The following is a 16,745-nucleotide window of genomic DNA, read 5'->3' on the forward strand; positions in this document are numbered from 1 at the left end:
GGTGTTTACTGGAATCCAGCGTCGGAAAACCCAACCCTACGGCGAGACCCTGTGTCAGGAATGACTGGCGAAGCCGTCATCGGCGGCCCGCACGTTCGGCCGCGCCCTGACAACCGCATGCACTGCATTAGCGCTGCGCGGTGAGTCCGCGCTCGCGCAGGACGGCGAGGATGCGTTCCACCCCTGCCTCCACCGTCTCCGAGTCGGTACGCACCGTCACTTCTGGCGACTCGGGAGACTCGTAGGGATCCGAGATGCCCGTGAAGTGGGGGATCTCCCCCGCCAGCGCCTTCTTGTACAGGCCCTTCACGTCACGCTGCACGAGCGCCTCGAGGCTGGCCTGGGCATACACCTCAATGAAGGGGATGCCCGCGGCGGTGGCCAGCCGCCGCACCTCGTTGCGCGACTCCCGGTACGGAGAGATGGCGGCGGAGATGACCGCCACACGGTGCCTGGCGAGCACCCGCGCCACGTAGCCGATGCGCCGGATGTTCTCCTCGCGGTCGGGCCGGGTGAAGCCGAGGCCTCGCGAGAGGAAGGTGCGGACCTCGTCTCCGTCGAGCACCTCCACGGAGTGGCCGCCCTCCAACCGGTGGCGCACCGCCGTGGAGAGCGTGCTCTTCCCCGCCCCGGACATTCCGGTGAACCAGAGGATGAAACCGCCCGGCCGGTCCAGACCGGCCTTTATCTGTGTCACGACCGCCTCGCGCGCACTCACGTTCGGCTCACTCCTGTGTGGGTTTGCCCCCGCCAACCCCGGCGGAGGCGTATGGACTTCTCGGAGACTCGACCCAGACGCTCAGGCCGCCGGGCCGTTGATCATTCCGGCGCCCACGGTGGCGTTCGTCGCCTCGTCGATGAGGATGAAACTGCCCGTATGACGATTGCGCCGGTACTCGTCGAAGAAGAGCGGCACGGTGGTCCTCAAGGACAGCCGGCCAATCTCATTCAGCTGCAAGGACTTGCACTCCTCGTCCCGGTGGAGCGTGTTGACGTCGATCCGGTACTGGAGGTCCTTCACCACCGCGCGGGCCGAGCGCGTGGTGTGCTTGATGGCCAGCTTCGCGCCCGGCTGCAGGGGCTGATCCACCATCCAGCACACCATGGCATCGATGTCTTGCGAGACAATGGGCGGGTTGCCCGGCCGGCAGAGCATGTCGCCGCGGCTGATGTCGATCTCATGCGTCAGCGAGATGTTGACGGACATGGGAGGGAAGGCCTCCTCCACGGGCTTGCCGGCGAGCTCGATGGAGCGGATGCGCGAGGTGAAGCCCGAGGGAAGCACCTTCACCTCGTCCCCGGGCCGCAGCACGCCGCCCAGGAGTTGCCCGGAATAGGCCCGGTAGTCGTGGAGCTTCTTGGAGATGGGCCTCGACACGTACTGCACCGGGAAGCGCACCTGGATGAGGTTGCGGTCCGAGGCGATGTGCACGTTCTCCAGGTGGTGCAGGAGCACGGGACCCTGGTACCAGGGCATCTTCTCCGAGCGCATCACCACGTTGTCGCCGTTGAGCGCGGAGATGGGGATGAACGAAAGGTCCGTGAGCTCCAGCTTCATGGAGAACTTGCGGAACTCGTCCTTGATGGATTCGAAGACGCGCTCGTCGTAGTCCACCAGGTCCATCTTGTTGATGCACACCACCACGTGGGGCACGCGCAGCAGCGAGGCGATGAAGGCGTGGCGCCGCGTCTGCTCGAGAAGCCCCTTGCGCGCGTCCACGAGGATGAGGGCGAGGTCCGCGGTGGAGGCGCCCGTCACCATGTTGCGTGTGTATTGGATGTGGCCCGGGGTGTCCGCGATGATGAACTTACGCCTCGGCGTGGCGAAGTAGCGGTAGGCCACGTCGATGGTGATGCCCTGCTCGCGCTCGGCGCGCAGGCCGTCCATGAGGAGGGCGAGGTTGACGTACTCGTCCCCGCGCGCCTTGCTGGTGCGCTCCACCGCCGTGAGCTGATCCTCGAAGATGGACTTCGTATCGTAGAGCAGCCGCCCGATGAGGGTGCTCTTCCCATCGTCAACCGAGCCAGCCGTGGCGAACCTGAGCAGCTCCATTAGAAATACCCCTCGCGCTTACGGTCTTCCATGGCCGTCTCGCTGAACTTGTCATCCGCGCGGCTGGCACCCCGCTCGGTCACCCGGGAAGCGGAGACCTCCTGAATCACCTGCTCCGCCGTGGTGGCGGTGGACTCGACGCAGGCGGTGCACGTCATGTCGCCCACGGTGCGGAAGCGCACCTGGGCCGTCGTGGCCCGCTCGCCCGGGAGCAGCGGCAGGTAGGGCGAGCACGCCATCAGCATGCCGTCGCGGCGGAACACCTCGCGCCGGTGGCTGAAGTAGATGGACGGGAGCGGAATGCGCTCATGGGCGATGTATTGCCAGATGTCCATCTCGGTCCAGTTGGACAGGGGGAAGACGCGGATGTGCTCCCCGCGCCGGTGGCGGCCGTTGTAGAGGCTCCACAATTCCGGGCGCTGGTTCTTCGGGTCCCACTGGCCGAACTCGTCGCGGAAGGAGAAGACGCGCTCCTTGGCGCGGGCCTTCTCCTCGTCGCGGCGGGCGCCACCGAAGACGGAGTCGAACTGGTGCTTCTCGATGGCGTCCAGCAGGGGCGCCGTCTGCAAGCGATTGCGCGAGGCGCGCGGGCCCTTCTCCTCCACCACCCGGCCCGAGTCGATGAAGGCCTGCACCGAGGCCACTTCCAGCCGGGCCCCCAGCGCGGCCGCGCGGGCATCCAGGTACTCGAGCACCTCGGGGAAGTTGTGCCCGGTGTCCACGTGCATGAGAGGGAAAGGCAGCGGCGCCGGAGCGAAGGCCTTCTCCGCCAGCCACAGCATCACCGCCGAGTCCTTGCCTCCCGAGAACAGCAGCACGGGCCGGGAGAACTCGGCCACCACCTCTCGAATGATGAAGAGGGATTCGGCTTCCAGGGCCTGGAGATGAGACAGCTCGTAACTCATCTCCCCGCCTCCGCCTGCTCCCGCACCAACTGCTCGCAGAGCGTGGCCACGTCCCCGAGGGTGTTGAACAGCTCCCCCATGGTCGGGCGGATGCCCAGCTCATCCTCGATGCGGTTGGCGAGCATGGTCGCGAGCAGGGAATTGCCGCCGAGCGAGATGAAATGATCTCCCCGGCCAATCTCCTGGAGGCCCAGCAACTCGCCCCAATAGCCGGCGAGCTTCTGCTCCATCTGCGTGCTGGAAGGATGTTCAATGCTCATGGAGTGCTCCTCTGGCCTGGGAAGCCAGGAATTGAAAGCGGGCAATCACTTATCACAATCTCAAACAGTAAAACAAGACACCACCCGGAAGACATCCTTTTCCGGGAAGCTAGTCTCCGGTGAAGACGGTGACCTCCGCGGACAGGCCGGCCTGCAAGGGCAGGTCCCCGGGTGGGTCCTTCCAGGAAATACGGATGGGCACGCGCTGCACCACCTTCACGAAGTTGCCCGAGGCATTGTCGGGCGGCAGCAGGGAGAAGCTGGCCCCCGTTCCTCCGGAAAGACTGTCCACCTGGCCCGTCAAGGCGAGGCCCGGAAAGGCATCCACCCGCACCTCCACCCGCTGGCCCGGACGGATGTGCCCCACCTGGGTCTCCTTGAAGTTGGCGACGACATACGTCCGCGGCGGGACGAGCCTCGCCACCGGCTGTCCGGCCGTCAGGAGTTGACCCTCGCGCGCGGTCAGCTTGGACACCGTTCCCTCCGCGGGCGCGAGGATGCGGGTGAAATCGAGCTGCAACCGGGCCTGCTCCAACGCGGCCTCGGCGACGGTCACCCTGGCGTGGGCGAGCTCCGCGTTGGCGCGAGCCACGGCGATCTTCGCGGCCACCGGGGCGCTCTGATCCAACTGCCCCTGGGCCTCCTCCACCTTGCTGAGGGAGACCTGGTGGGACTGCTCGGCCGCGGCGAGCTGCGCGCGGGCGCCGGCCAGTGACGCCTGCGAGGCCTGATGGGCGGCCAGGGCGTCGTCGAGCTCCTGCTGGGCGGCGATCTCCGACTTGCGCAGCCGCTGCACGCGCTCGAGCTCCAACGCCTTGCGCTGCGCGTCCGTCTCCGCCCGGGTCACGGCCGCGCGAGCCACCTCCACCTGGGCCTCGGCGCTGCTCACCGCCGCCGTGCTGCTGGACACCACGGCACGCGCGGTGGAGCGGCCACCGCGGGCGCTCGCCTCCGCCACGTCCACCTGGGCCTCGGCCGCCTGTGCCTGGGCTCGCGCCGACACCACGTCCGCCTCGGCCTGCTTGAGCCGGACGGCGTACTCGCGCGGGTCGATCTCCACCAGCACGTCGCCCTTCTTCACCCGGGCATTGTCCACCACGTTCACGTGCAGCACGGGGCCGCCCACGCGGGCGTTGATCGGCACCATGTCCGACTGCACCTGCGCGTTGTCCGTCGCCTCCTGCCCGCGCGTGAGCACCACGTAGCCGCCCATGCCCGCGAGCACCGCCACCGCGGCCGAGCCCAGGAGCAGTGCTCCCCTGCGGCCCCTCTTCTTCCTGAGCACCTCCTCGGGCGTGGGACCCGGAGCGGGCGCTTCCTTTTCCACCAATCGGGGGGTGGCACTCATGACCCGTCAGACCTCCACATCCAGGTGAACTTCGTCCGGCTCGGCCTTCGGGGCCTTCTGCGCGGGCTTCGTGCCCGGCGAGGCCCAGAGGAAGCCCAGCAGCGGCAGCGCCAGTGCGAACAGCAGCGTGGACAGCGTGAAGAGCCGGTTGAAGGCCAGCAGGGACGCCTGCCGCTGGAGGCCGCTCGCCAGCAGGCGCAGGCTCGCCTCGGTGGCCTCGTAGCCCTCGACACCGCCCGCCACGAGACCGCTCGCCGTCGAGGAGATGCGCTCGTACAGCTCGGGGCGCTCGGCGACGAGCTGGGCGGAGAGCCCCACCTGAGCCTGCGCGGTGTAGCGCGTCATCAGCGTGGCGAAGAGGGCCAGACCCACCGAGGTGCCAAGCTGCCGCATCAGCGTGTTGATGCCGGTGGCGTCCGCCATCCGGGCCCGCTCCACCTTGTCGAACACCACGACGTTGAGCGGCACGAAGAGCAGGCTGGTGCCCAGCCCCTGCAGCATGATCGACGAGATGATCTCCGCCCTGCCCGTATCCAGCGAGACGCGCATCATGCGGTGGACGCCCACGCCGATGATGAACAGCCCCACGCCGATGAGCACCCGTGGGGACACGCGGTTGTAGAGGCGCCCGACGATGGGCATCATCACGATCATCACCAGCGTGCGCGGCATGAGCGCCGCACCCGCCTGCATGGCCGTGAAGCCGAGCAGCTCCTGCATGAAGAGCGGCAGCAGGAACAGGTTCGACGTGAGGATGAAGAACATCAACGCGCCGAGCACCGCCCCCGAGGAGAACACCGGATCCTTGAAGAGGCGCAGGTCCACCGCCGGCGCCACCGCGGTGAGCTCGCGCAGCACGAAGGCCGCCAGGCAGAAGACGGCCACCAGCAGGCAGGTGGTGATCGCCCGCGACTCGAACCAGTCCTGGCGCTGCCCCTCCTCCAGCACGAACTGGAGCGTGGCCATGCCCACCCAGAGCAGGCCGATGCCGGCCCAGTCGATGTTGCGGCGCTGCAGCTCGGCGGCGGCCCGGTTGGCGGCCAGCACGTCCTCGGGCTCCTCGACGAAGCGCCACACCATCAGCAGGCCGAGCAACCCGATGGGCAGGTTGATGAAGAAGATCCACGACCAGTGGAAGTTGTCGACGATGTAGCCGCCGAGCGTGGGGCCGACGGCGGGCCCCACGGTAACGACCATCACGAAGATGCCCATGGCCATCCCCTGCTCCTCGGGGGGCCAGGTCTGCCGGAGGATGGCCTGCTCGGTGGGAACGAGCAGCCCGGAACCGATGCCCTGCAGCGCCCGGAAGAACACCAGCGAGGGCAGGCTCCAGGCGATCCCGCAGAAGAACGAGCTGACGATGAAGAGGGCCAGGCACGCCATATAGGTGCGCTTCTGGCCGAAGAGCCGGCCGAAGAAGCCCGTGAGCGGAAGCATCAGCACCGTGGCGATGATGAAGCTGGTGCTCATCCAGGTGATCTCCTGGACGGTGGCCCCGATGGAGCTGCGGATCTGCGACAGCGCCACGTTGACGATGGACGAGTCGATGGAGCCCATCAGGGTGCCGAAGGACACCGAGATCGTGACGAGCCACTTGTTGACCGGCGCCTTCCTGGTGGCGGCCGTGGATGGAGGGGTTTCAGTCGGCATGACGCCTTTCCGCGCGCGGCTCATGGGCCCGCTCCAGGCACGACGAGAGCCGCGCCGCCAGCGCCTCCACCCCCGGGCCGCGCAGGATGGAGTAGTGGTCTCCCTCCAGCGCGTGAACGTCCACCCCGGTGGTCACGAAACGCGTTCCCCCCTGCGCACGCAGCGCGGACTCGCTCGCCTCGAAGACGGTGATGCGCCCCTCGTACCGCGGTGGCACGTACCGCCACGCCGCCCGCAGGTTCTCCTCGAAGACCCGCCGCAGCGCTTGCAGCGGCTGGACACCGGCACCCAACACCGAGGCCGCGGCCTTGCTGGCTTCCTCCAGGGTCCCGCTCAACTCCTCCGGGCCCATCCGCGCGAGTGCTTCTTCCGAGACCGGCAGCTCCTGCCCCGCCGCTCTCAGCAGATCCCGGTAGAACAGCACGCCCAGCCGCGAGGCCTCCTGGTGTTCCGGCGACAATCCCGCCACCGCCGGCGTGAGGTCATAGCTGTCGATGAGCGCCAGCAGGTCCACCTGCTCGCCCCGAGCCTGGAGCTGCCTCGCCATCTCGAGCGCGATGCTGCCGCCCATCGACCAGCCGCCCAGCAGATAGGGCCCCCTGGGCTGCACGCTCCGAATCGCCTCGATGTAGAGCGCGGCCATCTCCTCCACCGAGCCGCACGGCTCCTGGTCTCCGTCCAACCCTCGCGACTGCAACCCGTAGAACGGCTGCTCCGGCCCGAGCAGCCGCGCCAGCTCCACGTACCCGAGCACCGTGCCCCCCACCGCATGCACGCAGAAGAAGGGCCGCTTCCCGTCCCCCTTGCGCAGCTCCACCAGCGGCGACCACGGCCCCGCCTCCTGTCGCAGCAGTCCCGCCAGGTGCTCCACCGTCGCGTCCTGGAACAGCGCCGCCACCGGCAGACTCTTCCCCGTGCTCGTCCGGATTCGGGACAACAACCGGATGGCCAGCAGCGAGTTGCCTCCCAGTTCGAAGAAGTTGTCCCGCACCCCGATGGGGTGGATGCCCAGCAATTCCTCCCAGACGCGCGCGACCCGCACCTCGAGCGCCGTGCGCGGTGCGACGTACGAGCGCGACGACTCCTGGCGGCCAGGGTCCGGAGCGGGCAGCGCCCTTCTGTTCACCTTCCCGCTGGGCGTCAGCGGGAAGGCCTCCAGCGGCACGAAGGCCGAAGGCACCATGTACTCGGGCAGCGTCTCCTTCAGGTAGCGCTTCAACTCCCCACTGCCCGGCGCCTGCTGTCCCGGCTTGCCGACGACGTACGCCACCAGCAGCTTCTGCCCCGATGCCGCCTCCCTCGCATCGACGACGCAATCGCGCACCGCGGGGTGGCGAGCGAGCACGGCCTCGACTTCCGCCAATTCGATGCGGAAGCCTCTCACCTTCACCTGCGCGTCCCGCCTCCCGAGGAACTCGATGTTCCCGTCCGCCAGGTAGCGCGCGTAGTCCCCCGTCCGGTACAGCCTCCCTCCCGGCGCCGCCGCGAACCTGTCCTCGATGAACTTCTCCCGCGTCAGCTCCTCCCGGTGCAGGTAGCCCCGCGCCACCGCCACTCCGCCGATGTACAGCTCCCCCACCACCCCCACTGGCACCGGCGCTCCATTGCCGTCCAGCAGGTGCACGCTCGTGTTCGCGATGGGCTTGCCGATTCCCGGCAGGTCCGGCCACTGCTCCGGGCTCCCCTCCAGCCGGTACGCCGTCGCCACGTGCGTCTCCGTCGGCCCGTACTGATTCTCCAGCACGCATCCCTCGGGCAGCCGCGCGAACATCCCGCGCAGCGCCGGCGTCACCCTCAGCTGCTCTCCGGCCGTGATGATTTCCTTCAGCTGGCGCGGCACCACCCCTTCCCTCTCCGCCACCTCCGCCAGGTTCTGCAGCGCCACGAAGGGCAGGAACAGCCTCTCCACCCCACTGCTGTCCATCTTCTCCAGCAGCGCCCGAGCCTCCAGCCTCAGCTCCTCGGGGATGAGCACCAGCTCTCCTCCCGCCGCCCACGTGGAGAACAGCTCCTGGAAACTCACGTCGAAGCTCAGCGCCGAGAACTGCAACGTCTTGCCCTTCGGCGCCACCGCGCGCGACACCTGCCAGCGAAGCATGTTGAGCAGCGGCCCGTGGTGCATCGCCACACCTTTGGGCACGCCCGTCGACCCCGACGTGTAGATGACGTACGCCAGTGCCTGCGGCCCCATCAGCGGCTGTGGATTGGCCTCACTGCCGCCGGCCCACGCTCCCTCGTCCGTGTCCAGGTACAGCCGCCGCGCCGTACCCGCCGGCAGTGCGTCCTTCAGCGCCCGCTGCGTGAGCACCACGGGCGCCCGCGAGGACTCGAGCATCAGCGCCAGGCGCTCGGCCGGGTACGCCGGGTCCAGCGGCACATACGCGCCTCCGGCCTTGAGAATGCCCAGCACCCCCACCGCCAAATCCAACGAGCGGCGTACGCACAGGCCCACCGGCACGTCCGGCCCCACGCCCAGTCCTCTCAGGTGGTGCGCCAGCCGGTTCGCCTTCCGGTTCAGCTCCCCGTACGTCAGCCCCTGCTCTCCGAAGCTGACGGCCACCGCCTCCGCCGTCCGGTCCGCCCACGCCTCGAACAACTCATGGACTCCACGGGCCGGCGCGTACAGCGCCTTGGTGTCGTTGAACTCCACCACCACCCGCCGCCGCTCCGCCTCGTCCATCAGCGGCAGGGCCGATAGCTTGCCCTCCGGCTGCGCGACGGCTCCCTCCAGCAGCCGCACGTAGTGGGCCGCCATCCGCTCCACCGTCGCCTCGTCGTACAGGTCGGTGTTGTATTCCCAGAGGCTCAGCAGCCCATTTGGCGTCTCTCGCACGAACAGGGTCAGGTCGAACTTCGCCATCCCGGCCTGGAAGGCGAACTCGTCCACGGACACGCCGGGCAGCGACATCGACTTCAGCTCGGTCTGGTAGACGAACATCACCTGGAAGAGCGGCGAACGGCTCAGGTCTCGCACCGGCTGCAGCGCGTCCACCAGTTGCTCGAACGGCAGATCCTGATGGGCATAGGCCCCCAGACACGCCTCGCGCACCCGGCCCAACAACTCCCGGAAGCTCTCGGCTCCGGACCCGTCCACCCGCAGCGGCAGCGTGTTGAGGAAGAAGCCGATGAGCCCCTCCACCTCGCGCCGGTTGCGCCCGGAGATGGGCGTGCCCATCACGATGTCACTCTGCCCGCTGTAGCGCGCCAGCAGGGCCTGGTACGCCGCCAGGAACGCCATGAACAGCGTGACGCCTTCCTTGTGGCTCAGCTCCTTCACCGCCCCGGCGAGCGCCGGAGGCAGGGGCTTCACCAGATGGCTTCCCCGGAAGGTCTGGACGGGAGGCCTCGGCCTGTCCACCGGCAGCTCCAGCACGGGCGGTGCTCCCGCGAGCTGCTGCTTCCACCAGCCCAGCTGCGATTCCAGCACTTCGCCCTTCAGCCACTCCCGCTGCCACTTCGCGTAGTCCACGTACTGCACCGGCGGCGCCGGCAGCTGGGGCTCCTGCCCCTCGGAGAACGCCCGGTAGAGCGTCTCCACCTCGCGCAGCAGCAGATCCAACGACCAGATGTCGCAGGCGATGTGGTGGATCACGAGCACCAGCACGTGCTCGTCCGCCACCACGCGCAGCAGCGTGGCCCTCACCAGTGGACCCTTCTCCAGATCAAACGGGCGCCGCGCCTCCTGCTCCACGCGCCGCTGGACCTCTCCCTCCGCCCGTCCCTCCACGTCCTCCACCGGCAGCACCAGCACCAGCTCCGGGGCAATGCACTGCACCGGCTGCCCGTTCACCTCCACGAACGTCGTCCGCAGCGCCTCATGCCGGCGCACCACCTCCCCGAGGCTCCGCTCCAGCACGGCCCTGTCCAGGCGGCCCTTCAGCCGCAAGGCATAGGGAACGTTGTACGTGAAGCCCCCAGGCTCGAGCTGCTCGATGAACCACAGCCGCTGCTGCGCGAAGGACAGGGGCAGCTCGCCCTCTCGCTGAACGGGTGCCAGCGTCGGAAGCCGTTGCCCCCGTACGCCGCTCGCCATCGATTCGAGCCGTGCCGCCAATTCCGCCAGCGTCGGGGCCTCGAAGAGCACCCGGACTGACAGCTCCATCTGGAGCGCCTCGCGCAGGCGCGTGGCCACCTGTGCCGCCAGCAGCGAGTGTCCTCCCAGCTCGAAGAAGTTGTCCCGAGCCCCCACCCGCTGCTGCTTCAGCAGGGGCGCCCAGATGTCCGCCACCACCTGCTCCATCCGCGTCCGAGGCGCTACGTAGCCCGCGCGCTCCGTCCCCTCCGCCTCTGGCGAGGGCAACGCCTCGCGATCCACCTTCCCGTTCGGCGTGAGCAGGAGCTTCTCCAGCCTCACGAAGGCCGAGGGCACCATGTGCTCGGGCAGCGACTGCTTGAGGAAGGCCCTCAGCTCCGCGGTATCGAGCTCGGGGGACGACGTGGGCACCACGTAGGCCACCAGCCGCTTGCCCCCGAGCCCCTCGTCCCGAGCCAACACCACCGCCTCGCCCACGGACGGGTGCTTCACCAGCGCTGCTTCGATCTCCCCCAACTCGATGCGGAAGCCACGCACCTTCACCTGTGCATCGCGCCGCCCGAAGAACTCGAGGTTCCCGTCCGGCAGGTACCGCACCAGGTCTCCCGTCCGGTACAGCTTCGCGCCCGGCTCCGTGCTGAACGGGTGCGCCACGAACCTCTCCGCCGTGAGCTCCGGCCGGTTCAAATACCCGAGCGCCAGCCCGTCTCCTCCGACGTACAGCTCTCCGGTGACGCCCACCGGCACCGGCTGCATCCGCCCGTCCAGCACGTACGCGTCCGAGTTCGACACCGGCCCGCCGATGGGCACCGACACCGCCCCCGCCGCCACCTCCTTCACCTCGAAGGTCGTCGAGAACGTCGTGTTCTCCGTCGGCCCATAGCCATTCACCAGGTGCTTCGGCGCGCCCCGCTCCAATACCCGTCTCAGCGACTTCGCGTCCGCCGCCTCGCCGCCGAAAATCACGGACTTCACCGTCTGGAAGGCCTCCGGGCACTCGGCGGCGATCTGGTTGAAGAGCGCCGTCGTGACGAACACCACGCTCGCCCGCGTCTCCCGGAGGAACGTGGCCAGCGCCTTCGAGGACAGCGCCACCTCCCTCGACACGCCCACCAGCCGCGCCCCGTTCAGCAGCGCTCCCCACAGCTCGAACGTCGAGGCGTCGAACGCCGTGTTCGACATCTGGGTGAACGTGTCCTCCGCCGTCACCTGAAGATACGAGGTGTCACGCACCAACCGGACGATTCCCCGGTGCGGAATGCACACGCCCTTGGGCCTGCCCGTCGAACCAGACGTGTACATCACATAGGCCAGGGCCTCTGGAGCCACCCGCTCCCCGAGCCCCTCCCCGCGCTCGTGCGCGAACGTCTCCCATGTCAGGAGCACCACGCTGGCGCCCACCGGCGGCAGCTTCGAGACGAGCTCCGGCTGTACCAGCACCACCGGCACCGCCGTGTCCTCCACCATGAACGTCAGGCGCTCCTGGGGGTACGCCGGATCCAACGGCACATACGCGCCGCCGGCCTTCAGGATGCCGAGCGTCGCCGCCACCATCTCCAGGGAGCGTCCGGCGCACAGGCCCACGAGCGTTCCCGGTGTGACGCCCAGCCCTCGCAGGTACCGGGCGATCTGGTTGGCGCGGCGGTCCAGCTCCGCGTACGTGAGCTGCTGCCCCTCGTAGTCCGCCGCCACGGTTTCGGGCCGGCGCGCCACCTGCTCCTCGAAGAGCGCATGGACACAGGCGTTGCGCGGGTACCCGGTTCGCGTCTGGTTCCACTCCACCAGCACGCGCCGCCGCTCCGCCTCCTCCAGTAGTGGCAGCGCCGACACGGGATGCTCGGGATGCGCGAGGGCCCCCTCGAGCAGCCGCGCGTAGTGCGCCGCCATGCGCGCGACCCGGGCCTCGTCGAACAGGTCCGTGTTGTACTCCCAGAGGCTCTCCCAGCCGTCCGCGGTCTCCCGCACGAAGAGCGTGAGGTCGAACTTCGCCAGTCCGAGCTCGAAGGAGACCTCCTCCGAGGACACGCCGGGCAGTGCGAGCGCGGGTGCCGCCTCCTGCAACGCGAACATCACCTGGAACAGTGGCGCGCGGCTCAGGTCCCGCACCGGCTGCAGCGCATTCACGAGCTGCTCGAATGGCACGTCCTGGTGCGCGTACGCTCCCAGGCAGGCCTCGCGAGCCCGGAGCACCAGCTCCCGGAAGCTCACCTCCCCCGAGGAGTCCATCCGCAGCGCCAGCGTGTTGACGAAGAAGCCGATGAGCCCCTCCAGCTCCCGCTGGGTACGCCCGGCGATGGGCGAGCCCACCACGAGGTCCGTCTGGCCGCTGTAGCGCGCCAGCAGGGCCTGGTACGCCGCCAGGAACGTCATGAAGGGGGTGACCCCCTCCCGGCGGTTGAGCTCGCGGAGCGGCCCGGAGAGCGCCGCGGGCAGCCGCACCGGCAGCGTGGCGCCCCGGAAGGTCTGCACCGCGGGACGCGCCCTGTCCGTGGGCAACTCCAGCAGGGGCGGTGCTCCGGCGAGCCGCTGCTTCCACCAGCCGAGCTGCGATTCCAGCACCTCGCCCCGCAGCCACTCGCGCTGCCACCGGGAGTAGTCCGCGTACTGCACCGGTAGTGCGGGCAGCGAGGGCTCGGCGCCCGAGGAGAACGCCTGATACAGCGCGGCCAGCTCGCGCACGAGCACGCCCATGGACCAGCCGTCGCAGACGATGTGGTGCATGACGAGCACCAGCACGTGCTCCTCGGCGGCCGCGCGCAGCAGCGTCGCTCGCACCAGCGGCCCCTTCTCCAAATCAAAGAGGCACCGGACCTCTTCTTCCACCCGGCGCCGCACCGCTCCCGGGCGCGCGTCTTCCGGCAGGGCCTCCAGGCTCTCCACGGGCAACGCGAGCGCCAGCTCCGAGGCGATGCGCTGCACGGGCTGCCCATCCACCAGGGTGAACGTCGTCCGCAGCGCCTCGTGCCGCCGGACGAGCGCCGCGAGGCTCCGCTCCAGCACGGCCACGTCGAGCTGGCCCTTCAGCCGCGTGACGAAGGGCAGGTTGTACGCGAACCCACCCGGCGCGAGCTGCTCGAGGAACCACAGCCGCTGCTGCGCGAAGGACAGTGGCGGCGCGCCGTCCGCCCGCATGGGGACGAGCGGCGGAGGCTGGGAACCCCGCGGGCCGCCCGGCATCGACTCGAGCCGATGCGCGAGCTCCGCCACGGTGGGCGCCTCGAAGAGCACGCGCACCGGCAGGTCCACGCGAAGCACCTCTCGCAGACGGGAGACCACCCGCGTCGCCAGCAGCGAGTGCCCACCCAGCTCGAAGAAGTGGTCGTGCGCGCCCACGCGCCGCAGGCCCAGCAGCGGCGCCCAGGTGCCCGCCACCAGCTCTTCCATCGGCGTCCGGGGCGCCACGAACCCTTCCTGCGCCGAGCCCTCCAGCTCCGGCGCGGGGAGCGACTTCCTGTCCACCTTCCCGCTGGGAGTGAGGGGGAACGCCTCCAGGCGCACGAAGGCCGAAGGCACCATGTACTCGGGCAGGCTCTCCTTGAGGAAGGCCTTCAGGGCCGCGGTATCGAGCTCGGGGGACGTGCCGGGCACCACGTAGGCCACCAGCCGCTTTCCACCGGCGCCGATCTCCCTCGCCACTACAGCCACGTCCTTCACCGCGGGATGCCGGGCGAGCGCGGCCTCGATTTCCGCCAACTCGATGCGGAAGCCTCTCACCTTCACCTGCGCGTCCCGCCTCCCGAGGAACTCGATGCTCCCGTCCGCCAGGTAGCGCGCGTAGTCCCCCGTCCGGTACAGCCTCCCTCCCGGCGCCGCCGCGAACCTGTCCTCGATGAACTTCTCCCGCGTCAGCTCCTCCCGGTGCAGGTAGCCCCGCGCCACCCCCGCCCCTCCGATGTACAGCTCCCCCACCACTCCCACCGGCACTGGCTCTCCATTGCCGTCCAGCAGGTGCACGCTCGCGTTCGCGATGGGCTTGCCGATTCCCGGCAGCTCGGGCCACTGCTCCGGGTTCCCCTCCAGCCGGTACGCCGTCGCCAGGTGTGTCTCCGTCGGTCCGTACTGGTTCTCCAGCACGCATCCCTCGGGCAGCCGCGCGAACATCCCGCGCAGCGCCGGCGTCACCCTCAGCTGCTCTCCGGCCGTGATGACTTCCTTCAGCTTCCTGGGCGCCAGCCCTTCCTTCTCCGCCACCTCCGCCAGGTTCTGCAGCGCAACGAAGGGCAGGAACAGTCGCTCCACTCCACTGCTGTCCATCTTCTCCAGCAGCGCCCTCGCATCCAGCCTCATTTCCTCGGGGATGAGCACCAGCTCTGCTCCCGCCGCCCATGTGGAGAACATCTCCTGGAAGCTCACGTCGAAGCTCAGCGCCGAGAACTGCAACGTCTTGCTCTTCGCCACAACCGAGCGCGCCACCTGACAGCGAATCAGGTTGAGCAACGGCCCGTGGTGCATCGCCACGCCCTTGGGCACGCCCGTCGACCCCGACGTGTAGATGACGTACGCCAGCGCCTGCGGCCCCATCAGCGGCTGTGGATTGGCCTCACTGCCACCGGCCCATGCTCCCTCGTCCGTGTCCAGGTACAGCCGCCGCGCCGCACCCGCCGGCAGCGCGTCCTTCAGCGCCCGCTGCGTGAGCACCACGGGGGCCCGCGAGGACTCGAGCATGAGCGCCAGGCGCTCGGCCGGGTACGCCGGGTCCAGCGGCACATACGCGCCTCCGGCCTTGAGAATGCCCAGCACCCCCACCGCCAAATCCAACGAGCGGCGCACGCACAGGCCCACCGGCACGTCCGGCCCCACCCCCAGTCCTCTCAGGTGGTGCGCCAGCCGGTTCGCCTTCCGGTTCAGCTCCCCGTACGTCAGCCCCTGCTCTCCGAAGCTGACGGCCACCGCCTCCGCCGTCCGGTCCGCCCACGCCTCGAACAGCTCATGGACTCCACGGGCCGGCGCGTACAGCGCCTTGGTGTCGTTGAACTCCACCACCACCCGCCGCCGCTCCGCCTCGTCCATCAGCGGCAGGGCCGACAGCTTTCCCTCCGGCTGCGCGACGGCTCCCTCCAGCAGCCGCACGTAGTGGGCCGCCATCCGCTCCACCGTCGCCTCGTCGTACAGGTCGGTGTTGTATTCCCAGAGGCACAACCATCCATCCAAGGTCTCCCGCACCGACAGTGTGATGTCGAACCGGGACACGCCGGGATCCACGGCGAGCTCGCTCGCGGAAACACCGGGCAGTTCCAGGGCGGCATACGGCATCGCCCCCTGGAGAACGAACATGACCTGGAAGAGCGGCGAGCGGCTCAGGTCTCGCACCGGCTGCAGCGCATCCACCAACTGCTCGAAGGGGAGATCCGGATGGGCATACGCGCCCAGGCAGGCCGTACGGACCCGGCCCAGCAACTCGCGGAAGCTCTCGGCTCCGGTCCCATCCACGCGCAGGGCCAGCGTGTTGGCGAAGAAGCCAACGAGCCCCTCCACCTCGCGCCGGTTGCGCCCGGAGATGGGCGTGCCCACCACGAGGTCCGTCTGTCCGCTGTAGCGCGCCAGCAGCGCATGGAAGCCCGCCAGCAGCGTCATGAATTGGGTGGTGCCTTGCTCGCGGCTCAGCTCCTTCACCGCACCGGAGAGCGCCGGAGACAGCATCACCCGCACAACCGCTCCGCGAGCGGATTGCACGGGAGGCCTCGGCCTGTCCGTCGGCAGCTCCAGCACGGGCGGTGCTCCGGCGAGCTGCTGCTTCCACCAGCCGAGCTGCTCCTCGAGCACCTCGCCCTTCAACCACTCCCGCTGCCACTTCGCGAAGTCCGCGTACTGCACCGGCAAGGCCCGCGGCGCTGGCTCCGCACCGCTGGAGAAGGCCCGGTACAGCGTGGTCAGCTCCCGCTCCACCACTCCCAGGGACCAGACGTCGCTGATGACGTGGTGCAGTGTGAGCAACAACGCGTGATCCTCGGCCGCCACGCGCAGCAACCGTCCTCGGATCAACGGGCCCTTCTCCAGGTCGAACGGGCGGCGGGCCTCCTCCTCCGCGAGCCGCTGGAGCACCGCCTCCCGCTCGCCTTCCGGCACGGACTCCAGGCTCTCCACGGGGAGCTGGAACGCCAGCTCCGAAACAATCCGTTGCACCGGCTGCCCATTCACCTGGGTGAACGTCGTCCGCAGCGCCTCGTGCCGGCGGATGACCTCGGCCAGGCTCCGCTCCAGGGCGGCCACGTCGAGCGGCCCCTTCAGCCGGGCGAAGGGAATGACATTGTACGCGTGGCTCCCGGGCGTGAGCTGATCGATGAACCACAGCCGCTGCTGCGCGAAGGACAACGGTGGCGCCTCTTCACGAGACACCGGCACCAGGGGCGGAGCCCTGCGTACCGGCTTCACACCCGGCTTCGGTTCGGCTCTCTCGGGGGCGGCTCGCGAAACGCCATCGGCCGGGGGCTGCACATCGCGCATGTTCATGTCGACTTGCCTGGACTGAACCGGGCGGAGGAGCCCTCCGTGGCGC

At 69.1% G+C, this 16,745-nt stretch carries 7 protein-coding genes; all 7 read right to left on the minus strand.

Going from position 1 to position 16,745, the window contains the following annotated elements:
* Positions 1 to 127: 127 nt before the first annotated feature.
* Entirely contained in the window at positions 128 to 718 is a 591-nt protein-coding gene (gene cysC / locus ACJ8AN_RS26950; RefSeq protein ID WP_407758347.1) for an adenylyl-sulfate kinase, read from the minus strand.
* 81 nt (positions 719 to 799) lie between these two features.
* Entirely contained in the window at positions 800 to 2,053 is a 1,254-nt protein-coding gene (locus tag ACJ8AN_RS26955; RefSeq protein ID WP_407758348.1) for a sulfate adenylyltransferase subunit 1, read from the minus strand.
* Complete coding sequence (gene cysD / locus ACJ8AN_RS26960) at positions 2,053 to 2,958, minus strand: sulfate adenylyltransferase subunit CysD (protein ID WP_407758349.1); 906 nt, start codon at positions 2,956 to 2,958, stop codon at positions 2,053 to 2,055. Before cysD ends, ACJ8AN_RS26955 begins: the two co-directional genes overlap by 1 nt.
* Complete coding sequence (locus tag ACJ8AN_RS26965; RefSeq protein ID WP_407758350.1) at positions 2,955 to 3,218, minus strand: phosphopantetheine-binding protein; 264 nt, start codon at positions 3,216 to 3,218, stop codon at positions 2,955 to 2,957. The genes cysD and ACJ8AN_RS26965 overlap by 4 nt, the downstream gene beginning before the upstream one ends.
* A 109-nt stretch (positions 3,219 to 3,327) precedes the next feature.
* Positions 3,328 to 4,566 (minus strand): HlyD family secretion protein, encoded by a 1,239-nt coding sequence (locus ACJ8AN_RS26970; protein WP_407758351.1) that lies wholly within the window; start codon positions 4,564 to 4,566, stop codon positions 3,328 to 3,330.
* A gap of 6 nt (positions 4,567 to 4,572) precedes the next feature.
* On the minus strand, positions 4,573 to 6,216 hold the full coding sequence (locus ACJ8AN_RS26975; protein WP_407758352.1) for a DHA2 family efflux MFS transporter permease subunit: 1,644 nt from the start codon (positions 6,214 to 6,216) through the stop codon (positions 4,573 to 4,575).
* Entirely contained in the window at positions 6,206 to 16,561 is a 10,356-nt protein-coding gene (locus ACJ8AN_RS26980) for an amino acid adenylation domain-containing protein (protein ID WP_407758353.1), read from the minus strand. Before ACJ8AN_RS26980 ends, ACJ8AN_RS26975 begins: the two co-directional genes overlap by 11 nt.
* Between the last annotated feature and the right edge of the window lie 184 nt (positions 16,562 to 16,745).

Source organism: Archangium sp., assembly GCF_045802675.1.
Lineage (GTDB): Bacteria > Myxococcota > Myxococcia > Myxococcales > Myxococcaceae > Archangium.

Bases quoted from the DNA above. Each gene is read 5' to 3' on its own strand.
- ACJ8AN_RS26955 (WP_407758348.1), bottom strand. From the start codon at position 2,053: ATGGAGCTGCTCAGGTTCGCCACGGCTGGCTCGGTTGACGATGGGAAG.
- cysD (WP_407758349.1), bottom strand. From the start codon at position 2,958: ATGAGTTACGAGCTGTCTCATCTCCAGGCCCTGGAAGCCGAATCCCTC.
- ACJ8AN_RS26965 (WP_407758350.1), bottom strand. From the start codon at position 3,218: ATGAGCATTGAACATCCTTCCAGCACGCAGATGGAGCAGAAGCTCGCC.
- ACJ8AN_RS26970 (WP_407758351.1), bottom strand. From the start codon at position 4,566: ATGAGTGCCACCCCCCGATTGGTGGAAAAGGAAGCGCCCGCTCCGGGT.
- ACJ8AN_RS26975 (WP_407758352.1), bottom strand. From the start codon at position 6,216: ATGCCGACTGAAACCCCTCCATCCACGGCCGCCACCAGGAAGGCGCCG.